This window comes from Methylibium sp. T29 (assembly GCF_000576205.1).
GTDB lineage: Bacteria > Pseudomonadota > Gammaproteobacteria > Burkholderiales > Burkholderiaceae_C > Methylibium > Methylibium petroleiphilum.
On sequence record NZ_AZND01000043.1, the window covers coordinates 1 to 22,710 of the forward strand.

Annotated in this window: 22 protein-coding genes and 3 pseudogenes; 11 read left to right on the top strand and 14 right to left on the bottom strand. The window is 68.2% G+C overall.

The features are described 5' to 3' along the window. Window positions 1-387 precede the first annotated feature (387 nt). Window positions 388-1,396: pseudogene (locus tag x551_RS07975) on the bottom strand (D-2-hydroxyacid dehydrogenase family protein). A gap of 104 nt (window positions 1,397-1,500) precedes the next feature. On the opposite strand from x551_RS07975, the gene x551_RS07980 reads away from it, so the two are divergent. The 3 genes and pseudogenes from x551_RS07980 (at window position 1,501) to x551_RS27040 (ending at window position 4,510) form a co-directional block, all read left to right on the top strand. Then, a complete protein-coding gene (locus x551_RS07980; protein ID WP_036230238.1) occupies window positions 1,501-2,010 on the top strand; it encodes a DUF1993 domain-containing protein in 510 nt (169 codons plus the stop codon). Between the two features lie 69 nt (window positions 2,011-2,079). Further along, window positions 2,080-3,198, top strand: a pseudogene (locus x551_RS27035) (penicillin acylase family protein); the annotation flags it as partial. Window positions 3,199-3,400: 202 nt separating this feature from the next. Further along, window positions 3,401-4,510, top strand: coding sequence for a penicillin acylase family protein (locus x551_RS27040; RefSeq protein WP_253950324.1), 1,110 nt, complete (start codon window positions 3,401-3,403; stop codon window positions 4,508-4,510). On the opposite strand, the gene x551_RS07990 is transcribed toward x551_RS27040, so the two are convergent. The 11 genes and pseudogenes from x551_RS07990 to x551_RS08035 all read right to left on the bottom strand — a co-directional run bounded on the left by x551_RS07990 (window position 4,507) and on the right by x551_RS08035 (window position 14,777). Further along, the gene (locus tag x551_RS07990; RefSeq protein ID WP_161727996.1) at window positions 4,507-5,349 is read right to left on the bottom strand and encodes a DUF72 domain-containing protein; all 843 of its coding nucleotides are present in this window, start codon (window positions 5,347-5,349) and stop codon (window positions 4,507-4,509) included. The genes x551_RS27040 and x551_RS07990 overlap by 4 nt on opposite strands. Window positions 5,350-5,639: 290 nt before the next feature. Next, window positions 5,640-6,913: pseudogene (locus x551_RS07995) on the bottom strand (ABC transporter permease). Then, window positions 6,910-7,620 carry an ABC transporter ATP-binding protein gene (locus x551_RS08000; protein WP_011829422.1) on the bottom strand — a complete coding sequence of 237 codons (711 nt, stop codon included), beginning with the start codon at window positions 7,618-7,620 and terminating at the stop codon, window positions 6,910-6,912. Before x551_RS08000 ends, x551_RS07995 begins: the two are co-directional and overlap by 4 nt. Continuing rightward, on the bottom strand, window positions 7,617-8,159 hold the full coding sequence (locus x551_RS08005) for a DUF2796 domain-containing protein (protein ID WP_051511898.1): 543 nt from the start codon (window positions 8,157-8,159) through the stop codon (window positions 7,617-7,619). The genes x551_RS08000 and x551_RS08005 overlap by 4 nt, the downstream gene beginning before the upstream one ends. A 78-nt stretch (window positions 8,160-8,237) precedes the next feature. Next, window positions 8,238-8,609, bottom strand: coding sequence for a hypothetical protein (locus tag x551_RS08010; RefSeq protein WP_011829424.1), 372 nt, complete (start codon window positions 8,607-8,609; stop codon window positions 8,238-8,240). Beyond that, on the bottom strand, window positions 8,606-9,175 hold the full coding sequence (locus x551_RS08015) for a DUF3299 domain-containing protein (RefSeq protein WP_036230275.1): 570 nt from the start codon (window positions 9,173-9,175) through the stop codon (window positions 8,606-8,608). The genes x551_RS08010 and x551_RS08015 overlap by 4 nt, the downstream gene beginning before the upstream one ends. A 959-nt stretch (window positions 9,176-10,134) precedes the next feature. Further along, window positions 10,135-11,454 carry a SulP family inorganic anion transporter gene (locus x551_RS08020; RefSeq protein WP_253950322.1) on the bottom strand — a complete coding sequence of 440 codons (1,320 nt, stop codon included), beginning with the start codon at window positions 11,452-11,454 and terminating at the stop codon, window positions 10,135-10,137. Between the two features lie 46 nt (window positions 11,455-11,500). Continuing rightward, window positions 11,501-11,923, bottom strand: a complete 423-nt coding sequence (locus x551_RS27045) for a SulP family inorganic anion transporter (protein ID WP_253950323.1) — start codon at window positions 11,921-11,923, stop codon at window positions 11,501-11,503. After that, entirely contained in the window at window positions 11,923-13,590 is a 1,668-nt protein-coding gene (locus x551_RS08025) for a bifunctional protein tyrosine phosphatase family protein/NAD(P)/FAD-dependent oxidoreductase (protein ID WP_036230234.1), read from the bottom strand. The genes x551_RS27045 and x551_RS08025 overlap by 1 nt, the downstream gene beginning before the upstream one ends. Window positions 13,591-13,677: 87 nt before the next feature. Further along, window positions 13,678-14,562 (bottom strand): MBL fold metallo-hydrolase, encoded by an 885-nt coding sequence (locus tag x551_RS08030; protein ID WP_036248087.1) that lies wholly within the window; start codon window positions 14,560-14,562, stop codon window positions 13,678-13,680. A 26-nt stretch (window positions 14,563-14,588) separates the two neighbouring features. Next, a complete protein-coding gene (locus x551_RS08035) occupies window positions 14,589-14,777 on the bottom strand; it encodes a DUF2892 domain-containing protein (RefSeq protein WP_036230230.1) in 189 nt (62 codons plus the stop codon). A gap of 259 nt (window positions 14,778-15,036) precedes the next feature. Here x551_RS08035 and x551_RS08040 point away from each other — a divergent pair, with 259 nt between their 5' ends. Next, window positions 15,037-16,416 carry a sigma 54-interacting transcriptional regulator gene (locus x551_RS08040; protein ID WP_081771269.1) on the top strand — a complete coding sequence of 460 codons (1,380 nt, stop codon included), beginning with the start codon at window positions 15,037-15,039 and terminating at the stop codon, window positions 16,414-16,416. Window positions 16,417-16,452: 36 nt separating this feature from the next. Here x551_RS08040 and x551_RS08045 read toward each other — a convergent pair whose 3' ends face one another. Then, a complete protein-coding gene (locus tag x551_RS08045; protein WP_231497533.1) occupies window positions 16,453-17,406 on the bottom strand; it encodes a C4-dicarboxylate ABC transporter in 954 nt (317 codons plus the stop codon). A gap of 63 nt (window positions 17,407-17,469) precedes the next feature. Beyond that, window positions 17,470-17,916, bottom strand: coding sequence for an OsmC family protein (locus x551_RS08050; protein WP_036230227.1), 447 nt, complete (start codon window positions 17,914-17,916; stop codon window positions 17,470-17,472). A 604-nt stretch (window positions 17,917-18,520) separates the two neighbouring features. Here x551_RS08050 and cydP point away from each other — a divergent pair. The 7 genes from cydP to x551_RS27905 are packed head-to-tail and all read left to right on the top strand — an operon-like array spanning window position 18,521 to window position 22,639. After that, window positions 18,521-18,733: a cytochrome oxidase putative small subunit CydP gene (gene cydP, locus x551_RS08055; RefSeq protein ID WP_036230224.1), complete on the top strand. Its 213-nt coding sequence runs from the start codon at window positions 18,521-18,523 to the stop codon at window positions 18,731-18,733. Further along, complete coding sequence (locus x551_RS08060) at window positions 18,730-20,286, top strand: cytochrome ubiquinol oxidase subunit I (protein ID WP_036248091.1); 1,557 nt, start codon at window positions 18,730-18,732, stop codon at window positions 20,284-20,286. The genes cydP and x551_RS08060 overlap by 4 nt, the downstream gene beginning before the upstream one ends. A gap of 10 nt (window positions 20,287-20,296) precedes the next feature. After that, window positions 20,297-21,439, top strand: a complete 1,143-nt coding sequence (cydB, locus tag x551_RS08065) for a cytochrome d ubiquinol oxidase subunit II (protein WP_036230220.1) — start codon at window positions 20,297-20,299, stop codon at window positions 21,437-21,439. 34 nt (window positions 21,440-21,473) lie between these two features. Continuing rightward, window positions 21,474-22,037 (top strand): ubiquinol-cytochrome c reductase iron-sulfur subunit, encoded by a 564-nt coding sequence (petA, locus tag x551_RS08070; RefSeq protein ID WP_036230218.1) that lies wholly within the window; start codon window positions 21,474-21,476, stop codon window positions 22,035-22,037. 12 nt (window positions 22,038-22,049) lie between these two features. Beyond that, a complete protein-coding gene (cydX, locus tag x551_RS24200) occupies window positions 22,050-22,184 on the top strand; it encodes a cytochrome bd-I oxidase subunit CydX (protein ID WP_081771270.1) in 135 nt (44 codons plus the stop codon). Between the two features lie 47 nt (window positions 22,185-22,231). Further along, window positions 22,232-22,480, top strand: a complete 249-nt coding sequence (locus x551_RS08075; RefSeq protein ID WP_011829428.1) for a cyd operon YbgE family protein — start codon at window positions 22,232-22,234, stop codon at window positions 22,478-22,480. 24 nt (window positions 22,481-22,504) lie between these two features. Continuing rightward, entirely contained in the window at window positions 22,505-22,639 is a 135-nt protein-coding gene (locus x551_RS27905; RefSeq protein ID WP_255343761.1) for a hypothetical protein, read from the top strand. The last annotated feature ends 71 nt before the right edge of the window (window positions 22,640-22,710 follow it).

The following is a 22,710-nucleotide window of genomic DNA, read 5'->3' on the forward strand; positions in this document are numbered from 1 at the left end:
GAACACCGCCGCGCCCAGCATGCAGAGCGCGCGCACCGGCGCCAGCGCGGCATAGCTGGGCATCAGCGCCGACACGGCATGGCCCACCGCATACCAGGCCAGCGTGAAGGCCAGCAGCCGGCGGCGGTCGACGCGGCCGACCGCCGCGGCCAGCAGCGGAGCGCCCAGCACATCATCACCGCGGCGATCGCGATCAGCTGCCCGCCGAGCGCCACGCTCACCTGCAGCGAGCGCGTCAGGTCGTTCAGCGAGCCGGCGATGACCATCACGCCGCAGCCGATCACGAAATTGCCGAACAGCAATGCCCAGCGTGCGCCGCGCAGCGCGTCGGCCGGCGGGGGGGGCGGACGCTGCGGGGCGTCGGCGCTCAGCCCCGCGCGCGGCACGTCAGCCACGCAGGACCCGCAGCGCCTCGGGGTTCACCACGTTGGTCGGCTGGCCCTGGATGAAATTGACGACGTTGTCGAACGCGGCGTCGAAGTACTGCTGGTAAGTCTCCTGCTCGACGTAGCCGATGTGCGGAGTGCAGATGGCGTTCTCCAGCCGCAGCAGCGGGGTGCCCTGCATGATGGGCTCGCTGTCGAACACGTCGACCGCCGCCATGCCCGGCCGGCCGCGGTTCAGCGCCGTCACCAGCGCGTGCTCCTCGAGAAGTTCGGCGCGTGCCGTGTTGACGAACAGCGCGGTCGGCTTCATGCGCTGCAGATCCTCGAGCCGGACCAGGCCGCGGGTGGCCTCGTGCAGACGCAGATGCAGCGAGATCACGTCGCAGGATTCGAAGAAGCCCTCGCGCGACGTGGCCGCCTCGTGGCCGTCGGCCTGCGCCTTGCCGCGTGAGGTGTCGCTGCCCCACACCACCACCTTCATGCCGAACGCCCGGCCGTAGCCGGCGACCAGCTGGCCGATGCGGCCGTAGCCCCACAGGCCCAGCGTCTTGCCCCGCAGCACCATGCCGAGCCCGAAGTTGGCCGGCATCGATTGCGACTTGAGCCCGGCCTGCTGCCAAGCGCCGTGCTTGAGGTTGCTCACGTACTGCGGCAGGCGGCGCATGGCCGCCATGATGAGTGCCCACGTCAGCTCGGCCGGCGCCACCGGCGAGCCCACGCCCTCGGCCACCGCGATGCGAGGCGGGTGCAGGTCTCGATGTCGATGTGCGGGCCGGCGCGGCCGGTCTGCGCAATCAGCTTCAGGCGCGGCAGCTTCTCGAGCAGTTGCCGCGTGAACTGGGTGCGTTCACGGATCAGCACCAGCACGTCGGCGTCGCGCAGTCGCACGGCCAGCTGGCCATTGCCCTTGACGGTGTTGGTGAAGACCTTGGCGCTGTAGCCTCGAGCTTGGCGGCGCAGGGGAGCTTGCGGACCGCGTCCTGATAGTCGTCCAGGATGATGATGTTCATGGGCTGCAATGGGCCGCCGTCCCGCGGCCGGAGCGGTCGATTGTGCACGCCCTGCGCCGGACCGGGGTTACCGGTAGCATCCGCCACCTCACGAGGAGACTCCCATGGCAATCACGATGCATTCGGCCAGCGTGCCCATCTTTCTGACGATGCTCGGCAACCTCGCGAAATGGCTGGACAAGGCCGTGGCGCATGCCCAGGCGAAGAAGTTCGATCCCGACACGCTGCTGACCTCGCGGCTGGCGCCCGACATGCTGTCGCTGGGCAAGCAGATCCAGATCGCCTGCGACAGTGCCAAGTTCGGCGTCGCGCGGCTGGCTGGCGGCGAGGCGCCGAAGTTCGATGACACCGAGTCCACCATCGCCGAACTGCAGGCCCGCATCGAGGCGACCGCGGCCTACCTCCGCAGCGTGCCCGCGGACCAGGTCGACGGCAGCGAGGGCAAGCCCATCAGCGTGCCGGTGCGCGGGCGCGAGCCGCTGCAGTTCACCGGTGAGCAGTACCTGAAGCACTTCGCGCTGCCGAACTTCTTCTTCCACGTGACCACCGCCTACGCGCTGCTGCGCCACAACGGCGTGGAGCTCGGCAAGGCCGACTATCTGCGCGGGGGCTGAGCCCGCCGCGCCCGTGCGAACCCCGATGCGGCGGAGGAGGGCAGCGACTAGCCTGTCCCCATGAAGTGGATGCGTCGGTGCCTGGCGGTCCTGCTGCTGGCGGGCGTGGGCGTGATCGCGGCCTTGCTGGTCTATCGGCAACTCGCGCTGCCGATCGCCGAGGGCCGGCTGCGCGTCGAGGGCCTGCGCGCCGGGCTGCAGATCGAGCGCGACGCGCAGGGCGTGCCGACGATCCGCGCCGCCTCGATCGACGACGCCTGGTTCGGCTTGGGTTTCGTGCATGCGCAGGACCGGCTGTGGCAGCTGGAGACCCACCGGCGCATCGGCGCGGGCCGGCTGGCCGAGGCCTTCGGGCCGCGCGCGGTGGAGAGCGACCGTTTCCTGCGGGCGCTGGGCGTGCGGCGCGCCGCGCAGGACCAGTGGGAGCAGGCCGGGCCGGGCGTGCGGGCGATGCTCAATGCGTACGCGGCGGGCATCAACGCCTACCTGCGCGGTCACCTTCGGGCCCGGCCGCCGGAGTTCCTGCTGCTGGGGCTGCAACCCGAAGCCTGGAGCCCGGTCGACAGCCTCGCGTGGTCGACCATGATGGCCTGGGACCTGGGCGGCAACTGGAGCACCGAGCTGCTGCGCATGCGCCTGGCACTGACGATGCCGGTCGCACGCATCCAGCAGCTGCTGCCGCCGTATCCGGGCGAGAAGCCGCTGGCCACGGCCGACTACGCGGCGCTGTACCGCCGGCTGGAGCTGGGTGACGGGCAGCCGCCGCAGCGGGCCGACGGAGCCGACGCGAACGGCCTGCCATGGCAGATCGAGAGCGGCGTCGAGGGCGTCGGCTCGAACAACTGGGCCGTCGCCGGCACACGCAGTGTCACCGGCAGTCCCTTGCTGGCCAACGACCCGCACCTCAAGCTGAGCGCGCCGACCCTCTGGTACGTGGCCCGGCTCGAGGCTCCGGGCCTGAAGGTGGCCGGTGCCAGCATTCCGGGCCTGCCATTGATCGTGCTGGGGCAGAACGAACGCGTGGCCTGGGGCTACACGAACACCGCGCCTGACGTGCAGGACCTCTACATCGAGCGCATCGACACCGGCGACCCCGAGCGCTACGAGACCCCGGACGGCTGGGCCCATTTCGAGAACGTCCCGGAAACCATCCGTGTGAAGGGCGCTGCCGACGTGAGCTTCATCGCGCGCCGGACGCGCCACGGCCCGGTGCTCTCCGACGCGCTGCCGGCCCTGCACGGCGTCACCGGCGCCGGCGGCCTGTGCCGCGCTACGCGCTGGCGCTGCGCTGGACCGCCCTGGAACTCGACGCGTCCGACACTCTGGCCGCGGGCCTGGCCTTCAACTCGCCGGCTCGGTGGACGAGTTTCTCTCCGCGTCGGCGCAGTACATGGCGCCGATGCAGAACATGGTGGTGGCCGACGCCCAGCACATCGGCTTCGTCTCGGCTGGCCGCGTGCCGCTGCGACGCCCCGACAACGACCTGCGCGGGCTGGTGCCCGCGCCGGGCTGGGACGCCCGCTACGACTGGGCTGGCTGGCTGGCACCAACCGCCACGCCGCGCGACCGCGACCCGGCGCGCGGCTGGATCGCGAGCGCGAACCAGCGCATCCACGGGCCGCAGTACCCGCACTTCATCAGCAGCGAATGGGCACCGCCGTACCGGCAGCAGCGCATCGAACGGCTGCTGGCCGCGCGACCGCTGCACAGCCTGGACAGCCTGGCCTCGATCCAGGCCGACCTGCTGTCCACCGCCACCCAGCGCCTGCTGCCTTTCCTGCGCCAGGCGCACTCCGTGCACCCGCTGGCGCCGGCGGCACAGCATGCGCTCGAGGGCTTCGAGGGCACGATGGCCGCCGAACGGGCCGCGCCCCTGATCTTCATGGCCTGGGTGCGTCAACTGACGTGGGGCCTGTTCGCGGACGATCTCGGCGAAGCCCTGTTCATGGAACAGATGGCCCGGCGCAGTTTCCGCGAGGCGCTCGAGGGCGTGCTCGACCGCAACGACACGAGCTGGTGCGATGACCTCGGCAGCCCCGCGGTCGAGACCTGCGCCGAGCAGGTCGACGCGGCCTTCACGCGCGCGCTCGACGAACTGCAGACCGCACAGGGCGATGACGTGAGCCAGTGGCGATGGGGACAGGCCCACCAGGCGCGGCTCGAGCACCGTCCCTTCAGCAGCGTGCCGTGGCTGGCGCGATGGTTCGAGCTGAGAAGCCCGGTGGGCGGTGACGCCTTCACCGTCAATGCCTCGCGCGTGAGCCTGCGGCCGGATGCCGGCAGCGGCGAGCTCTACCTGGGCGATCACGGTGCCGGTCTGAGGGCTCTGTACGACCTGGGGGCCCGCAAGCGCTCGCGTTTCATCCACTCGAGCGGGCAGAGCGGCATCGTGTTCAGCGCCGACTACCGCAACCTCAACGAACGCTGGTCGCGGGTGGAGTACCTGCCGCTGTGGGGCGATGGCCGGCCGGGCCGGATCCTCGAACTGGAGCCGCGCTAGGGCAGGGGGCCAGTCCTCGCGACGCCGGGTGGCAGCGAGGGCAGCAGCGTCGACACGGCCTCCGCCAGCGCGAACACCGAGAGTGGGGCGCTGCCTTCAGCCTTGTTGTTGATGGTCGTGAAGACCGGCTGACCCGCCGCCGCCGTGACTGCGATCAGCCGCGCCAGCGCCTGGCGCGTGACCGGGTCGGGCGCGGCGAGCGCGTCGAAGGGCTCGAACCGCGCCTTGGCCTGCCGGTAGCGCAGCCCCCGCTGCAGGTTCCACCGGCACACCAGGGGGCCGGGCCAGGTCGCGCGCAGCATCGGGAGCTGCGCCTCGAGTGGCGGCATGCGGTCGTGCAGGCCGAGGCAGTAGCGAACACCGTGCAACTTCAGCAGCGCGGCCAACTCGGGAACCAGCAGCTCTGCGTCGCGCAGCTCGATGGCCAACAGGCTGTGATCGGGGCGCGGCAGCTTGGTGAACAGGCAGTCGAGCGCCTGCAACAGCCGGCCGGGCTGTGAAGTCGACAACCACTCGTCAGGCAAGGGCGACAGCTGGAACAGCAGCACGCCCAGCTTGCGTCCCAGCCCCTCGACCGCCGGCCGCAGCACCGTTTCCAGCGTGAGCACCGGATCGAGGAACAGCGGATTCGGGCGCGCGGGTGCGCCGCTGGATGGGTCCCGCAGTGCCGCGTCCGTCACCGACGAGCCGGCCTTGACGACGAAGCGGAAATCGTCGGGGACCTGGTCAGCCAGTGCAGCGTACTCCGCGGTCGACAAGGGCCGGTAGAAGCTGCGATCGAGGCTCACGGTCCGCAGCAGCGGGTGCTGCGCGTAGGCGGCAAGACCGGATTTCGACAACACGCTCTCGGAATGCCGGTCGCGAAACACCAGTCCTTCCCAGCCCGGAAAGTACCAGGACGACGTGCCGAATCGGACCAGCGGCCCGAGGTCGACCGCCCATTGCTTCAGTCGCGCATCGGCTTCAACGGCTCGAACCCTCGTCGTACCGCGCGCTCTGCCAGGCCGGGCCGGGTCGATGAGTCAATGCCGAACAAGTCTGGGTGCGAGGGGTCCACGCGCAGCAGTATCGGCGCCGAATCGACCAGCGAACGTGCGAACGATGGGAGCCGTCCGACAACACTGATCGATCACGCGCGCGGCGACAGCCCGTCGGCCAGCGACAGCCGGTAGGCGCGCCAGCCCGGCATCAGGCTGGCGAGCCAGCCCGCGGCCAGCACGCCGCCGATCAGCAGCCACTGCGAGGACCCGGGCGCCGAGCGCGACAGCGTGATGCCGAACTGCTGCTGCAGCCACGGCCCGGCGAGCAGGACCGCGATCGCCGTGGCGACGATGCCCGCGCACACGCCCGCCGCGGTGACCAGCGCGCCCTCGATGGCCAGCAGGAACAGCATGTGGCGCGGCGCCGCGCCGACCGCGCGCAGCACCGCCAGCTCGCGGCGCCGCTCGTTGAGCCCTGCCAGCACCACCGACACCAGTCCCGCCAGGCTGACGATCGCGACGATCACCGACATGCCGAGCATCGCGCGCTCGCCGGCGCCGATCACGTCCCACAGCTCGTCGAGCGCAACGCCGGGCAGCACCGCCATCAGCGGCTCGCCCTCGTAGTCCGCCACTGCGCGCTGCACGCCGAACACCGCGCTGCGGCTCTTCAGGCCGACCAGCGCCGCGGTCGCCAGCTTGGGCGTGAGGTCGAGCTTGCGCGCCTCGTCGGCCGTCACGCGCATGCCCGGCAGCGGCGTGCCGGCGACCCAGTCGACGTGGATCGCCTCCATGCCCTCCATGCCGATGTGCACCGTGCGGTCGACCGGCGTGCCGGTGCGCGCGAGGATGCCGACCACCGTGAACGGCTTATCGGCATGCTCGGCGCCGGGGATCGTGCCGGCGCCGTGGCTCAGCGTGATGCGATCGGCGAGGCGGTAGCGAGGCGCTCGGCGACGTCGGCGCCGAGGACGGTCGCGTAGAGATCCGCCGCGTCGGCGTTGAACGCACGGCCCTGCGCGAGCGCGAGCAGTTGGCGGTCGCCGTAGCGGAAGCGCTCGAAGTAGGCCGGCGTCGTCGCGAGCACTGCGAAGCCGCGGTGCGAGTCGCCGAGCGACAGCGGCACGACCCAGTCGACCCCGCGCAGCGCGGCGAGATCGCGGAGGCTGCTCATGCGGATGTTGTTGGTCGCGCCGCCGATGCGAAACACCGCGTACAGCATCAGCTGGACCGAGCCGGTGCGCGCGCCGACCACGAGGTCGGTGCCGCTGACCGACTGCGAGAAGCTTTCGCGCACGTCGCTGCGCAGGCGCTCGACGCCCAGCAGCAGGAGCGTCGCCAGCGCGACCGACAGCACGACCAGCACGAGCGTGGAGCGGCGGTGCCAGGCGCTGTGCCAGGCGATCGAGACGAGCGGCTTCATGCGCCGGCCTCCTTGCGCACGCCATGCAGCTGCGCCGTCGACACGCGCCGGTCGAAGCGCGCGGCCAGGCGCTCATCGTGGCTGACGAAGACCAGCGTGCTGCCGGCGCGGCGGCATTCGCCGAGCAGCAGGTCCATGAAGCCGTCGCGCAGGTCGGCGTCGAGCGCCGAGGTCGGCTCGTCGGCGATCACGATCTCGGGCGAGCCGATCAGCGCGCGCGCTGCCGCGACGCGCTGCTGCTGGCCGACCGAGAGCTGTGCCGCAGGGCGCGACCACAGCGCGCGCGGCAGACCGACTTGCCCCAGCAACTGCTCGGCACCCGCCGAGGTGCTGCCGGCAAGCTGCGCGGCCCGGTGCGCGCGCTGGGCCGAGAAGCGGCAGGCGAGCAGCACGTTGTCGAGCGTGCTGAGGTAGGGCAACAGGTTGAACTGCTGGAACACGTAGCCGACGTGGTCGGCGCGAAAAGCGTCGCGACGCGCGCCCGACAGTGCGCTCCACGACTGGCCGAGCAGCCGAACCTCGCCGACACGCGGCAGCAGCACGCCGGCGAGCAGGCCCAGCAGCGTGCTCTTGCCACTACCGCTGGGGCCGTGCAGGAATACGCTGGCGCCGGCGTCGATGGCCAGCGCGTCAATCGCCAGCGTGTCCTCGGCGGATCCCGGCCAAGCGTAGCGTAGCGCCTCGAGCTCGATCGTGGCTGCAGTCATTTGACGAGCGTGAGCTTGTTCGCCGGTCGCTTCAGCGTCTGGCGCGACTGACCGTGCGGCCCGGCGACCTGGACGTCGAGCTGCTGCAGCTTCGGGAACGCCTTGAACAGGCCGATGTCGACCTGGCTCGCGCGCGCCGTGTCGGCACAGGCGAACACGAAGCGGCCCTCCAGGTCGGCGTGCTCGCCTTGCTCGGACGGCGCTGCGGCGGCGCCCAGTCCGAGCACCGGGGCCGTCAGCTCGACGTCCTGCTGCCGGCACTGCGCGGCCGGATCGAATCCGAACAGCTTGGCCGCGTCGCGCAGCGTCGCGACCGCCGCGTCGGCGCGCTTTCGCTCGGCGTCGTTGCGCGGCGCGCGCTCGATGCCGATCAGGTTGTCCAGTGGTGTATCGAGTTCGAAGGTCACGCGGTTGGACTCGACCGCGACGTCGAGCTTGGCGACGCCGTGCTGGTGCGCCGTGCCATGGGCATGGGCCAATGCCGTGCCGAGCGCGAGGCACACGCCGGCGGTCCGACGGACCGATCGTTTCGTCATCATGGGGTGGTCTCCAGGCTTGCGTCGCCCCGACATCGCGGGGCAAGGTGCAACGCGCGCCGGTGCGCGCGGTCGACGGGCTCAGCCGGCGCTGGGCGGACCGCGATTGCGCAGGATGCGCGAAGGCGTCGCGGCAGGTCGCGGCGACACGACGGTGACCACGTCGTCGACGCTCGCCAGCAGCACCGTGGCGGGCAGCGCCGCGAACGGCGCGCACGCGAGGACGGCACCGACGGCCACGCAGGTGGCGCAGCACGTCTCGTCGTGCCCGGTGTCGGGCGCGCCCTGCACGGCGGCGAACGCCGCACGGTCGTGGAACACGTGGCCGAAGCCGTGCTGAAGCGCGGACAGTTGCAGCCAGGGCAGCAGCAGGGCCAGGGCCAGCGCCAGCACGGCGCCGTTCAGCGCGCGGCGGCGCAGGGGGTCGGTCGCAATCGCGGCGCAACGCGTCATGGCCGCGGCTTCGCCACGTAGCGCTCGATCGCGCCGGCCTGCAGGCGATAGCCGCTCGCGCCCATGGCCGCGTCCTCGCGGTGCGCGATCGTCAGCTTGCCGCTGATCCACACCGCGTCCATCGAGCGATAGCCCTTGGCCGGCTGCGTCATAACGACGTGGATGATCTGGTTGGCCGGCGGCGGCGGCGTGTGGATGCAGGCTCCGAAGTAAGGCACGAGCAGGAACTCCTTGAGCTCGCCCTTCACTTCCTCGAGCGGCACGATGTAGCCGGGCAGCTTGACGAGGTTGCCGTCCATCGCGCCCACGGTCGGCGCGGTGTCCCAGATCTCGCGCATCGCCTTCATCGCATCGCGTGCGCGCGGATCGGCATCGCTGAACATGCTGACGCCATTGGTCGCCTCGCGCATCTGCTTGGACGGGTCCCAATCGGGCGGCACCAGGTCGTCCCAGGAGATGGTGCGCATCTGATCGCCGGGCGCGGCGCGCAGTGCAACGGTCAACCCGCCGCCCGTGGCGGCGACGGCGGCAGCGCTCAAGGCACGCAGGAAGGGGCGTCGTTCCATCGTCGGTCTCGCGAAGGCGCCCATTACGCCACATCTGCGCAATGCCCGCCCCGCGGCGCCCCGCTGGGCGCGCGGTCGTCAGCCAGCGGCCAGCCTGCCTTTACGTTCGGGCAACGTGGCGGCGCACGATGAGTCCCGGTGATGGCACGCCGCGGCATGTCCGTCCCTGGACAATGCGTGCGACGCCGAACGGCATGTGCCGTTGCGCACCAGCATCCTGCGCATGAGCACCTGGGTCCTGCTGCGAGGTCTCACGCGAGAGCATGCCCACTGGGGCTCGTTCCCCTCCGAGCGACTGAGCGTCTGGCGCGCGCTCGGATCAGTGGGGTGTTGTCGCATCTCGGCCGGATCGACCGAGGAAATTGATGGGTTCAGGTAATCGTTGGGTTGTGCGGGGCAACCTAAGTGGTTGATCCTAAAGGGATCAGGACCCGTGGTGCACAACTCTTGCCTGCCCGAAGGCAACCGCACAGTTGTGTGACAGCGCCAATGTGGGCGAACTTTGTGTGACAGCGCCAGTTTGAGGTGATTGTTGTGCCACCCATCCACGGCGGTTTGCCCAGATTGTTGACGCTCACCCAGAACTGACCCCGCGGAAATTGATTGCGTTGGCTGCCATTGTCACTCCCTGCTCGGTTGATCCCGTTGTCCTGCCGTCCGGCACGTCCGCGAGACGCATCTTCCACGGCTGCAGGGTGTGACCGGCCTCGGCTGCGCACCGATTCAGGAGGGCCGCGATCCGAAGCCGCCCTCGTCGACGTCGCCCCAGTGGAGCGCCGGCGTGCTGGTGGGCAGCTCGGCCAGTAGCCGTAGATGCATGGCTCGCCAGGCTGGGGAGGGCATCCCGGTGGTGTAGAGGCCAGCCGCTGACGCCGTCAAGCTCGCTCAGACCCTTGACGATTGAATTCGCGCACCCGCCGCACTTGAGGTTGTCGATCTCGATCTGCATCGTTTCGTTGTCAGGCATGGCTGGGTTCTCGGTCGAGGGTGGTCGGGGTTGCCGTTGCCGTGCCGTTGAGGACGTCGGGAGTCAGTGCGGCGACGGCCTGGAAGTGCGTGAGGAACACTTGGCCGCTGAGATGGCGCAGGAATTCGGTGGTCCTCAGACGGTCCATCACCGGGCCTTTCACCTCCGACAGATGTAGCGCGATGCCGGCGTCTCGCAGGCGGTGCTCGATGGTTTCCAGGCTTTCAAGTGCGCTGGCGTCGATGTTGTTGATGGCCGAACACTGCAGCACCACATGTCGCAGCGCGGGCTGCGCAGCGGCAGCGTCGTTGACACGGTCTTCCAGGCTGCGGGCATTGGCGAAGTACAAGCTCTCGTCGACGCGCAGGCTGAGCAGCGCCGGGCTCACACGAACTGGATGGCGCAGCACATTGCGGAAGTGCTCGGTGCCAGCCACGAGGCCCACCGTGGCAATGTGTGGCCGGCTGGTGCGCCACAGGTGGAGTGCCAGCGACACGCCCACACCCACCAGCAACCCTGTTTCGACACCGACGGCCAGTGTGACCAGCAGGGTGGCGGCCACGGCGACGAAGTCCGGCTTGGAATAGAACCAGGTGCGCTTGAGGACGCCGAAATCCACGAGCGACAGCACGGCCACGATGATGGTGGCGGCCAGCGTGGCCTGCGGCAGGAAGTACAGCGCAGGGGTCAGCAGCAGCGTGGCCAGCAGGATGCCGACAGCGGTGAAGACGCCGGCAGCAGGCGTCTGCGCGCCAGCATCGAAGTTCACCACGGAGCGAGCGAAACCGCCGGTGACGGGGAAGCCGCCGGTGAAGGCCGCGCCCAGGTTGCTGGCGCCCAGCGCCACCAGTTCCTGGTCGGGCTCGATACGCTGGCGGCGCTTGGCGGCCAAGGTCTGGCCCACCGAGACCGACTCGACAAAGCCCACCACGCTGATCAGCAGCGCCGGGACGGCAAGTTCACGCCATAGCGCGGCGTCCCAGGTCGGTAGCGTCAAGGGTGGGAGTCCCTGCGGGATGGCGCCGACGATCTTCATGCCCTGTTCCCGCCAGCCCAGGCCCCAGGCTAGGCTGGTGGTGATGGCGATGGCTGCGACCGGGCCGGCCTTGGTGATGATGTCGGCGACCTTGGGTCCTATGCCCCAGCGCATCAGCAGGGGTTTCAGCCCTTTGCGCACCCAGAACAGGAATGCAGTGGCGAGCACGCCAACCGTCAGCGTCAGCCAGTGGGTGTTGGACGCCTGGCGCGCCAGTGCCGCGAGCAGGTCGACGAAGTTGTGCCCCTCGGCCTTCACGCCCATCAGCGTCTTCACTTGGCTGGCTGCGATCAGCAGACCCGAAGCGTGATGAAGCCTGAGATCACGGGATGGCTGAGGAAGTTGGCGATGAAGCCAGGCGCAGCAGGCCCATGGCCAGCAGCATCGCGCCCGACAGGAAGGCCAGGGTGATGGCCACCTGCCAGTAGGCGGCAGTTCCCGCCGCGGCGTGTTCGCCGACCGTCGCTGCGGTCATCAACGACACCACCGCCACCGGGCCGACAGCCAGCACCCGGCTGCTGCCGAACACCGCATACAGCAGCAACGGGGCCACGCTGGCATACAAGCCCACCTCAGGGGGCAGGCCCGCCAGCAAGGCGTAGGCGAGGCTCTGCGGGATCAGCATGATGGTAACGATCAGCGCCGCCACGCCGTCGCCCATCAGCGTCTCGCGGTCGTAGCGCCGGCCCCACTCGAGCAGGGGCAGAGAAGGCAGCGCCTGCCGCCATGCGAATCCCGTCGCCATCAGCCCACCATCTCAGGCTGGGCCAGCCACTCTCGGCCCTTGAGCATGCCGTCCCAGTACAGCGGCGGCAGGACACGTTCTTTCAGGTACCAGGCCAGAGCGGACGGCTTGGTTCCGTCGATCACCCACTTCGGGAAGCTCGGAGCCACCTTGCCGCCGTAGGTGAACTCGGCCAGCACGATCTTGCCGCGTTCGACCGTGAGAGGGCAGGAGCCGTAGCCGTCGTACTTGGCATCACCCTTGGCAGAGCTCCGCGCCGCGAGCAGGTTGTGCGCCACCACCGGCGCCTGCTTGCGGGCTGCTGCAGCCGTCTTGGCGTTGCTGGTGTTGGTCACGTCGCCCAGGCCGAAGATGTTGGCGAACTGCTTGTGCCGCAACGTGCCCGGATCCACGTCGACCCAGCCCGCTGCGTCGGACAGCGGGCTGACCCGGATGAAGTCAGGTGCCTTCTGCGGCGGCACGGCGTGCAGCATGTCGAATTCGCGCGTGATCAGCTCCTTGGTGCCGTCAGCGTTGGCCTTGCTGAACACCGCCTTCTTGCCAGGACCGTCGACCGAGACCAGCGTCTGCCCGAAGTTCAGCCCGATGCCATACGCCTTGACGTACTCCATCAAGGCCGGCACGTAGTCGGCCACGCCGAAGAGCACCGCACCGGCGTTGCAGAACTGGATGTCGATGGCGCCGAGTACGCCCGTGCGCTTCCAGTGATCGGCCGACAGGTACATGGCCTTCTGCGGCGCACCGGCGCACTTGATGGGCATCGGCGGCTGGCTGAAGATGGCCTTGCCACGATGCAGCTGCTGCACCAGGTGCCACGTGTAGGAAGCCAGGTCGTAGCGGTAGTTGCTGGTCACGCCATTGCGGCCGAGTGATTCAGCCAGGCCTTCGATGCCATGCCAGTCGAGCTTGAGGCCCGGGCAGACCACCAGCTGCTTGTACTTCACCACCCGGCAGCCATCGAGGATGACGGCGTCGCGCTCGGGCTCGAAGGCGGCGACGGCGGACTTGATCCAGTGCACGCCGCGTGGCAGCACGCTGGCCATCGTGCGCGCGGTGGTGGCCGGGTCGAACACGCCCGCGCCCACCAGGGTCCAGCCGGGTTGGTAGTAGTGGATGTCGGCCGGGTCGATGATGGCGATGTCCAGGCCCGGGCTGCGCGCCAACAGGCTGGACGCCACTGAGATGCCCGCGGCACCGCCACCGATGATGACGACCTCGTGAGTGGCATCGGCCACTTCCACCGGCGTCTTGCCCCCGTTGACGATGCGGCGAACCACGCCCTTGAGGTCGAAACCTGCCTTCGAGGACTTTTCGATGATCTGCGGCAGCGGCATTTGGCCGGCTTGCGAGAGCGCCCACATCGTGGTCGAACGCATCCCGGTGCGGCAGTAGGCGAGAACCGGCTTGGGCAGTTCGGCCATCAGCGCACCGAAGGCCGCGCCCTGTTCGTCGGTGACCTTGCCCGACTCGGCTGGCAGGTAGCGGCTGTGCAGGCCGTGCTGGCCGGCCGCGCGTTCGATCTCTTCGAAGTTGGGCTGGTCGGCGCCTTCACCGTCGGGCCGGTTGCAGATGATCGACTTGAAACCCGCGTCGGCCAGCGCCTTGAGATCCAAGGCAACGATCTGCGGGGCGACCGACAGTTCGCCGGTAAGGGTTCGGATGTCCATGGGGTTTGTCTCCTGAGCAATCGCTGAAACGCATCGTTGAAATGGCAAGCGGTCGCTCTGATGGCGGCCTGCAGCGGCGGAAACGCTCTACACGGCGTTCAAGGGGATCTTGATGTAGCGCGTGCCGTTCGATTCCGGCTCGGGCAGCTGGCCCGCGCGCATGTTGATCTGCACCGACGGCAGGATCAGCGTAGGCATGCCCAGCGTGGCATCGCGTGCATGGCGCATGGCGACGAACTCTTCTTCGCTGATTCCATTTCGCACGTGCACGTTCTTCTCGCGTTCTTCGGCTACCGTGCTGACGTACTGCACTTCGCGACCGCCGGGCTGGTAGTCGTGGCACATGTAGAGCTTGGTTTCGGGCGGCAGGCTCAGCACCTTGTTGATCGACCGGAACAGCGTGCGCGCGTCGCCGCCGGGGAAGTCGCAGCGTGCCGTGCCGTAGTCGGGCATGAAGAGCGTGTCGCCGACGAAGGCGGCGGTCTGGTTGGCGTCGCCGATCACATAGGTCATGCAGGCCGGCGTGTGCCCCGGCGTGTGCATGGCGCGCGCCTCCATGCCACCGATGTGGAAGGTCTCGCCATCGCTGAAGAGGTGATCGAACTGGCGGCCATCGTGGGCGAATTCGGCCCCGGCGTTGAACAGGCTGCCGAAGACCTTCTGCACGGTGGTGATGTGCTGGCCAATGCCGAGCTGGCCACCGAGTTCCTGCTTCAAGTAGGGCGCGGCCGACAGGTGGTCGGCATGGACGTGGGTCTCCAGGATCCACTGCACCGTGGCGCCAAGTTCGCGCACGCGCGCGATGAGGAGGTCGGCGCTGGCGTTCGAGGTTCGGCCCGACTTTGGGTCGTAGTCGAGCACGCTGTCGACCAGCGCGCATTGCATCGTGCCCTTGTCGAGCACGATGTAGCTGACCGTCCAGGTGGCGGGGTCGAAGAAACCTTCGACTTGCAGGGCGCTGCGGTTGGGCATGTGCGGTCTCCTGTTCAGCGGATGCATCAGTGCGTCGGGCAAGTCTTGATGCCGAGCACGGTGTAGAGCGGGCACCAGCCGACCGCGCCGGTGAGCAGCGGCACCACGCCGATGTAGCCCCACAAGCCCACCTTGCCGGTGGCAGCCAGGCCGATCAGGACCAGACCTGCGACGATGCGCAACACGCGATCCACACTGCCTTCGTTCGTCTTCATGCTCGGTCTCCAGTGGGTTGTTTGACAGGCGTGGCGGCAGCCACACCCTGTTCCTGATCAAGACGCGTGCCATCCCCCGTCGAAATCAGTGCCGTCTTCCAAGTCATTGATTGGCAACGAGTTTCTTTCCGCCGCGGACCGTTGGCGAGAACTTCGGCGATGCCAGGGCGGCCTCTGGCAGTGAGGCATGGCAGTGTGATGGACCCGGATTGGCAGTGCTGGCAGCAGCGCGCACAATCACCGCAACCTGCCGCCCAACATGCCTACCAAGACCCCTGCGCACATTCCGATCGAATCGGCTGCCCTGCGGACTGAGCCCCAGGTCCAGGCCCTGATCTCGTTCCTCGAGCACGAGGCGCAACCGATGATCGTGCTGGACCCGGACTACAACATCCTGGCCGCCAACACGGCCTACCAACGTCAGTTCGGAACGGTGGACAAGCCCTACATCGGGCACAAGTGCTTCCGCGTCTCGCATCACTACGACGTGCCATGCGACCAGGCGGGCGAGCATTGCCCGATGCGCAAGGCCTTCGAGCTCAAGGGCCCGGATCGGGTGCTGCACATCCACCACACGCCGCGTGGCCCGGAGCACGTGGACGTGGAACTGCGCCCCATCCTCGGCGCGCAGCGGGAGGTGGTGGCCTACGTGGAGCGATTGGCCACCGTCCGCAGCGCCTCGGCCCGACCCAGTTCCGATGGCCTCGTCGGGCGGGCAGCAGCCTTCAACACCGCTTTGGCGGCGGTACAGCGCGTGGCGCCGTCCACGCTGCCGGTGCTGTTGCTGGGCGAATCGGGTACAGGCAAGGAACTGTTCGCGCGTGCGGTGCACGAGGCCAGTCCGCGTGCGAACGGCCCCTTCGTCGTGGTCGACTGTTCGGGGCTGACCGAGACGCTGTTCGAAAGCGAGCTGTTCGGCTACGAGAAGGGCGCCTTCACGGGTGCCAATGCGCGCAAGCCCGGTCTGGTCGAGACGGCCAAGGGCGGCACGCTGTTTCTCGACGAGATGGGCGACGTGCCGCTGTCGATGCAGGTCAAGCTGTTGCGCTTGATCGAGTCGGGCACCTTCCGTCGCGTGGGTTCGATCGAGTCCCAGCAAGCCGACTTCCGCCTGGTGGCCGCCACCCACAAGCCGCTGCAGCAGATGGTGGCCGACGGCCGCTTCCGCCAGGACCTCTACTACCGCATCAGCGCGTTTCCGATCCACCTGCCGCCGTTGCGCGAGCGCGCGGACGACATCCCGATGCTGGTGGATTCCTTCCTGCAACGGGGCGGGCCCGTCAAGCATCGCATATCGGTCGACGCCCAGGCGATGGCGAGATTGCAGGCCCATGACTGGCCGGGCAACATCCGCGAGCTGCGCAACGTGCTGGACCGTGCCCGCCTCTTTGCCGATGACGGCATCGTGCGAGTTGAACATCTTCCCGAGTCTCTCAGTGGCGACGGACCGCACCCGGTCGCCATCCCGGCCCCTGCCTCGGCACCAGCCGGAACCGTCGCGCGCGGTGGGGAGATCAGCGACGCCGACCTGCGCCGACTCGCCGAGACCTCGCGCTGCACACGCAAGGAACTGGCGCGCCAGGCGGGCTTGAGCGAACGCACCCTTTACCGACGCCTGAAGGCGCTGGGCCTGGTCTGAGGGCTGGCCGCCGAAGCACGCTGGCGGACATCGACGTCAGGCCGGCGCCATGCCGGCGCCTGCGCTGATGGGCACGGTTTCGGGTGCCAGGAGGCTGCCGTCGCGCAACCCGCGAAGAGTGGCCAGCACGAGTGCAGCGATCAGCAGCGATGTGGCAGCCAGCAGCGTGATGCCCAGCACGCTCAGGGGCCCCGTCGGTGCCAGGCGAAGTGTCAACGCCGTGAAGGCGGCCATCGGAAAGCTCATGCCCCAGTGCGCCATGCCGAAGGGCTGGTCCGCGATGCGGCGCAAGAGGGGCGTCACCCAGAGCAGCGCAAACAGTGCTGCGCCCCACGAGCCCCAGACCACCAGCGGCGTGATGCCAAAGCGCAGCGCGGACAAACCGATGGCTGCCGGCGGCGCGATGAAGATAAAGGTCGTCGGCAACAGTCGCTTGGACCAAAGGCCCTGATTCGCCAGTCGCACGAGCAGCAGCACCAGCACCACCGGCCAGAACAGCGCGCCGATGCCGAACTGCGCAGCCGACCACTCAGCTCGGCCCAGCGGCACGCCCGCGAGGGGCACGAGCACGTTGCCGACGATCGGGATGAAGAGAGCCGGCGTCAGGCTCGCCCAAGGCAGTCCGCCGCCGGGGCCGCTGCGCCACCAGCGCGACATCACCCAGGCGGTGATCGACAGTTGAAGCAGCGATGCCGTCCACCACAGCGCTTCGAGCACGGGACCTCCGAGTCCGGCGGACACCGCGGCTGTGACGAGCAGCAGCAACGCGATGGGCACGGCGGCCAGGAACACATGCCGCACCGGGTGCTTGAGGTCGTCGGCCCAGGCGTCGGGGTGGCGATGAAGGCGCCACAGGCTGGCCGCAAGCAGCGCGGCGAACACAAGCGCAGCGGTGGCGCCGATCACGAGGGCGCCAGCACCTGCGCCATCGCCCAGCACAGGCGCGGCAGCATGCCAGGCCAGCGACAGCCCCGCCAGGCCCATCACCATGCATACCAGCCGGGCGCCAGGTGCTTCAGGGGCGAACGAACCGTGCTCATGGCCGCGTGCTCGTCACTTGAGGTGGGCCCCGAGGGCATCCAAGACTTCGACCGTCACCGGGATCGCTGGGCTGACGCTTTGCGTGACGGTGCAATAGGCTTCGAAGGTGGCGAGCACGCGTTCCAGGTGTTCGAGGCGGGCGGCAGGAACGCCCAAAGTCAGCCGGACGGTCATGGCCAGCACGCGCATGCGGCCTTCGGCATTGCGCCCGACGTCTGCGTGCACGCTGCAGGACAGGGGCTCCGGTGCCTGCTTGAACTTGCGCAGTGCGAACAGCAGTGAGGCGCTGAGGCAGTTGCCCACCGCGGCAGCAAGCAGCTGAACGGGCGAAGGACCGCCGCCCTGGCCCAGCGGTGGCGGTTCGTCGGCGCGCAGTGCAGGGCCCGGCGTGCCGAAGCCGACGTCGAACTGGTAGTCCTGCACTTGTGTCAGGCAGACGCTCGGGGTGGATTCGCTCATGGCGGTGTCTCCTCGGGGGTGGGGTGTCGAGCGTTCAAAGCGGCAGCGCGAGAATCGGTTGGCGATGGAGCGAGGGTGGGTCTTCCTCTGTGTTTGGTACAGAAGAAGCGATCGGCACGGCCGCGTCGTAGCCGCCGGTCGAGGCACCGGCCCTCGCGAGTTGCGGCTGCGGTTCGGAACGGGGAAGGTCCATGGCTCGAGCCCTGACTCCAAGGCAGCAGGAGCACGACACCACTCGGCCGTTTGCACCTACGCCATGCCCTGTATCTGCGAATCTCATGCCAGCGGTGTGAGCGGCTCCGACCCAACGCATGGCGTCTGGCTGATGCGAATTCCTTCCTCGGAAGACAGGGAAGCCTGACGCAAGTCGGTGCCATTGCAGGCGCTGCTGCCGACAAGTCAATCACTGCCGAACGCTGCCAAGAGCACCGCCAAGTGCCCTTGACTGGCAGCGTCGCGACGCGCTTTGGCAGTCACGGCCACGCTCGACTTCGCATTGGGAGCAGACCGCCACAACGCGAACTCACCTGCTGGGCGCGCAAGCATCGCCGCTTTGCCGACGGCATGGGGGGGCGGTGGCACGGAACTTGGAGAGAGGGAGCCCATGAACCGCGATGACAGTCGACTGCTGCGCCACCTCACCACTGCCGTGGCGGTGAAGCTGGCCGTGCTCGCCGTGCTGTGGTGGACCTTTGTTCGCGACAGCTCGGTCGATGCCGGCAGCGAGCAGACGGCTGCGCATCTCGTGGCACCAACAACCCCTTCGGCCACCCGGCAGCCGAACTCACCGACAACAAGACAGGAGCATCCCCAGTGATTTCCGAGCAACTCGTCGACTTGTCGCGGCTGCAGTTCGCGGCCACGGCGATGTACCACTTCCTCTTCGTGCCTCTCACCCTTGGCATGGTCTGGCTGCTGGTGATCATGGAGAGCGTCTACGTGATGACGGGCAACGTCATCTGGAAGGACATGACCCGCTTCTGGGGCAAGCTCTTCGGCATCAACTTCGCGCTGGGCGTCACTACCGGCATCACGCTGGAGTTCCAGTTCGGCACGAACTGGGCCTACTACTCGCACTACGTGGGCGACATCTTCGGCGCCCCGCTGGCCATCGAAGGGCTGATGGCCTTCTTCCTCGAGTCGACCTTCATCGGCCTGTTCTTCTTCGGCTGGGATCGCCTGCGCAAGACGCAGCACCTGATGGTCACGCTGCTGATGGCCATCGGCACCAACCTCAGCGCCCTGTGGATCCTGATCGCCAATGGCTGGATGCAGAACCCCGTCGGCGCCGAGTTCAGCTACCAGACCATGCGCATGGAGATGACGGACTTCTGGGCCGTCGTCTTCAACCCAGATGCCCAGGCCAAGTTCGTGCACACGGTGTCGGCCGGCTACGTGACCGGGGCCATGTTCGTGCTGTCGGTCTCCAGTTGGTATCTGCTGCGGGGCCGCGACGTCGAGTTCGCCAAGCGCAGCTTCCGCGTGGCCGCGGCCTTCGGCCTGGCCTCGACGCTGAGCGTGATCGTGCTGGGTGACGAGTCCGGCTACACGGTGGGCGAGGCCCAGCAGACCAAGATGGCGGCCATCGAAGCGATGTGGGAGACCGAGCCTGCGCCGGCGAGCTTCAATGTGGTGGCTTGGCCCAACGAGGCAGCGCAGAAGAACGACTGGGCGATCGAGGTGCCGTGGGTGATGGGGCTGATCGGCACCCGCAGCATCAGCAAGGAGATTCCCGGCATCCGCGAGATCAAGGCGCGCAACCGTCAACGCATTGAAGGCGGCATCGTGGCGGTGACCGCGCTGGAAGCCCTGCGCAAGCACCGCGATGACGTCGCGGCCAAGGAGACCTTCGAGCGGCACAAGGCCGACCTCGGCTTCGGTCTGCTGCTGAAGAAGTACGTGGTTGACGTCAGGACAGCCACGCCGGACATCATCGACCGGGCGGTCAACGACACCGTGCCGCGGGTGGCGCCGATGTTCTGGAGCTTCCGCCTGATGGTGGCGCTGGGCATGGCCATGCTGCTGCTCTTCGGTCTGGCCTTCTGGAGCACGCTGAAGGGCGCCTGCACCGGCAAGCCCTGGCTGCTGAAGTGGGCTGTGTGGATGCTGCCGGCGCCCTGGCTGGCCTGCGAACTGGGTTGGGTGGTGGCGGAGTACGGCCGCCAGCCCTGGACGATCTATGGCGTGCTGCCCACGCACCTGAGCGTGTCGACGCTGAGCGTGAACAGCCTTTATGGCTCGCTGGCCGGCTTCGTCGGCTTCTACACGGTGTTGCTGATCGTCGAGGTCTACCTCATGCAGAAGTTCGCGCGTCAGGGTCCGGGCAGCCTCGGCACCGGCCGCTACCAGTTCGAGCCGGCTCACGCCTGAAGGAACCGCGATGCTTGACTATCCAACCCTCAAGGTGATCTGGTGGCTGCTCGTCGGCGTGCTGCTGGTCGGCTTCGCCATCATGGACGGCCACGACATGGGCGTGGGCACGCTGCTGCCCTTCGTCGGTCGCGGCGATGAAGAACGCCGCGTCGTCATCAACACCGTCGGCCCGCACTGGGACGGAAACCAGGTCTGGTTCATCACCGGTGGCGGCGCCATCTTTGCAGCCTGGCCGCTGGTCTATGCCACCGCGTTCAGCGGCTTCTACTGGGCCATGCTGGCGGTGCTGTGGGCGCTGTTCTTCCGCCCTGTGGGCTTCGACTACCGCAGCAAGATCCACAACGCCACGTGGCGCAGCACCTGGGACTGGGGCCTGTTCATCGGCGGCGCGGTGCCGCCATTGATCTTCGGCGTGGCCTTCGGCAACCTGCTGCAGGGCGTGCCCTTCGGTTTCGACGACTACCTCGTCAGCACCTACGCCGGCAGCTTCTGGCAGTTGCTCAACCCATTCGCGCTGCTGGCCGGTGTGGTGAGCAGCGCGATGATCACGATGCACGGCGGCATGTACCTCGCGCACCGCACCGAGGGCGAGATCCAGCGGCGCGCGGCGCGGGGCGCTGTCGGCGCTGCCCTGCTGATGGCATTGGCCTTCGTGGCTGCAGGGGTGTGGCTGCGCATCGGCGACATCCAGGGCTTCGTCATCACGTCGGTGCTGGACCCGGCCGCCATGCCCGACCCCTTGGCCAAGACGGTGGTGCGCAGCGCTGACGGCTGGTGGCTCAACTATGCCCGGCAGCCCTTGATCTGGTTGCTGCCGGCCATGGGTATCGCAGGTGCGTTGCTGGCAGCCGGGCTCGTGACGTTGCGCCGGACGCTGGCTGCCTTTGTGGCTTCAGCACTGGCCATCGTCGGTGTGGTGGGCACGGCTGGCGCCGCCATGTTCCCGTTCATCATGCCCTCGTCGAGCATGCCCAACGCGAGCCTGACGGTGTGGGACAGCGTGTCCAGCCCCATGACGCTAGGCCTGATGTTGGCTGCCACGCTGGTCTTCATGCCGCTGATCGTGCTCTACACGTCATGGGCCTACCGGGTGATGCGCGGCAAGGTCACCGTGGCCCACATCCGCGCGAATGAACACAACGCGTACTGATGCCACTTTCTCGGCCGTGGCCAGGAGCCGAACCATGAACCCGACACTCCCCCTTGCATGCCCGGGCGCCCGCGCATCGGTTGACGCAACTCCGCACGATCCTGACAAGCGGCAGTGGCTCATTGCCACCGGTGCGGCTGGCGGTGTCGCAGCCCTGGCCACAGCCGTTCCCTTTGTCCCCACCTTCGCGCCCAGTGAGCGGGCCAAAGCCGCGGGCGGTCCGGTGGAGGTGGACTTGTCCGACATGGCCACCGGAGGCAGCAAGACCGTGGAATGGCGTGGCAAGCCCGTCTGGGTCGTGAAGCGTACGCCCGCCATGCTGGCAGCCCTGCAGGGCCACGATGCCCAGCTCGTGGATCCGCAGTCCCAGAAGGACCAGCAAGCCGCCTATGCGCGCAACGAAGCGCGTGCGGTCGGCGCCGCGAATCCCAGTCTCCCTGATGACTGGCCCGGTGGCGTCTTCTGTCCTTGCCACGGCTCAACCTTCGGTGGAGCAGGGCGTGTCTTCAAGAACAAGCCGGCGCCAGCGAACCTCGAAGTTCCGCCTTATCGCTACGCGAGCGACTCGCGCATCCTCATCGGCGAAGACGCCGCCTGAAAGGGACATGTCATGTGGTACTTCGCCTGGGTCCTCGGTGTCGGCTTCGCGGTGCTGCTGGCCATCATGAACGCGATGTGGGGTGAGAACGAGGCTGCGCGCGCAGCCGCTGGAAGGCACGCCCTGGGTGACACGGATCTGCCGTGAGTCGTTCGCTGTCAGACCACCGTGACGCAGCACCCGATGGGGCGTCCATGCATCTGCCCAGCCTGGCGGTCGGGCTGACGATCATGGTCGGCGGTACGGTGTATCCGCTGATGATGGCCAAGGCGTCGGGTCATGCCGACCACGGCTTGGCTACGCTGCTGTTCTGGGCCATGAGTGCCGGATTCATTCGTGGTGTGGGGTTCGTCCCGCACCACAGGACCTGGCGGTGGATCTTTTCTGGCTGGGCTTGCGCTGTAGCGCTGGCAGCGGCCGCTGTGGCTCGATGGGCGGCATGAGTGCCGACCGAAGGCACGCAAACCATGTTCAAACTGTTGCACGAGGGGGCCAGCGGCGCCATGGGCTACCTGCTGGCTGACGACGACACGGCAGAAGCCGTTGTCATCGCATCCGTTGGTCACCTAAAGATGGCGATCTGTGACACAGACTTCACCTGAGTCCACCAGCCGTAGAGAGCCAGGCGCAGCAGTCGCAACCACATGCGGGAGACCCATCTGTAAATTGACAT

Excerpts from the sequence above, each read along its gene's own strand:
- x551_RS07980 (WP_036230238.1), top strand. The coding sequence starts at position 1,501 with ATGGCAATCACGATGCATTCGGCCAGCGTGCCCATCTTTCTGACGATG.
- x551_RS27040 (WP_253950324.1), top strand. The coding sequence starts at position 3,401 with ATGGCGCCGATGCAGAACATGGTGGTGGCCGACGCCCAGCACATCGGC.
- x551_RS08000 (WP_011829422.1), bottom strand. The coding sequence starts at position 7,620 with ATGACTGCAGCCACGATCGAGCTCGAGGCGCTACGCTACGCTTGGCCG.
- x551_RS08005 (WP_051511898.1), bottom strand. The coding sequence starts at position 8,159 with ATGATGACGAAACGATCGGTCCGTCGGACCGCCGGCGTGTGCCTCGCG.
- x551_RS08010 (WP_011829424.1), bottom strand. The coding sequence starts at position 8,609 with ATGACGCGTTGCGCCGCGATTGCGACCGACCCCCTGCGCCGCCGCGCG.
- x551_RS08015 (WP_036230275.1), bottom strand. The coding sequence starts at position 9,175 with ATGGAACGACGCCCCTTCCTGCGTGCCTTGAGCGCTGCCGCCGTCGCC.
- x551_RS27045 (WP_253950323.1), bottom strand. The coding sequence starts at position 11,923 with ATGGCGACGGGATTCGCATGGCGGCAGGCGCTGCCTTCTCTGCCCCTG.
- x551_RS08025 (WP_036230234.1), bottom strand. The coding sequence starts at position 13,590 with ATGGACATCCGAACCCTTACCGGCGAACTGTCGGTCGCCCCGCAGATC.
- x551_RS08030 (WP_036248087.1), bottom strand. The coding sequence starts at position 14,562 with ATGCCCAACCGCAGCGCCCTGCAAGTCGAAGGTTTCTTCGACCCCGCC.
- x551_RS08035 (WP_036230230.1), bottom strand. The coding sequence starts at position 14,777 with ATGAAGACGAACGAAGGCAGTGTGGATCGCGTGTTGCGCATCGTCGCA.
- x551_RS08040 (WP_081771269.1), top strand. The coding sequence starts at position 15,037 with ATGCCTACCAAGACCCCTGCGCACATTCCGATCGAATCGGCTGCCCTG.
- x551_RS08045 (WP_231497533.1), bottom strand. The coding sequence starts at position 17,406 with ATGGTGATGGGCCTGGCGGGGCTGTCGCTGGCCTGGCATGCTGCCGCG.
- x551_RS08050 (WP_036230227.1), bottom strand. The coding sequence starts at position 17,916 with ATGAGCGAATCCACCCCGAGCGTCTGCCTGACACAAGTGCAGGACTAC.
- cydP (WP_036230224.1), top strand. The coding sequence starts at position 18,521 with ATGAACCGCGATGACAGTCGACTGCTGCGCCACCTCACCACTGCCGTG.
- cydB (WP_036230220.1), top strand. The coding sequence starts at position 20,297 with ATGCTTGACTATCCAACCCTCAAGGTGATCTGGTGGCTGCTCGTCGGC.
- petA (WP_036230218.1), top strand. The coding sequence starts at position 21,474 with ATGAACCCGACACTCCCCCTTGCATGCCCGGGCGCCCGCGCATCGGTT.
- cydX (WP_081771270.1), top strand. The coding sequence starts at position 22,050 with ATGTGGTACTTCGCCTGGGTCCTCGGTGTCGGCTTCGCGGTGCTGCTG.
- x551_RS08075 (WP_011829428.1), top strand. The coding sequence starts at position 22,232 with ATGCATCTGCCCAGCCTGGCGGTCGGGCTGACGATCATGGTCGGCGGT.
- x551_RS27905 (WP_255343761.1), top strand. The coding sequence starts at position 22,505 with ATGTTCAAACTGTTGCACGAGGGGGCCAGCGGCGCCATGGGCTACCTG.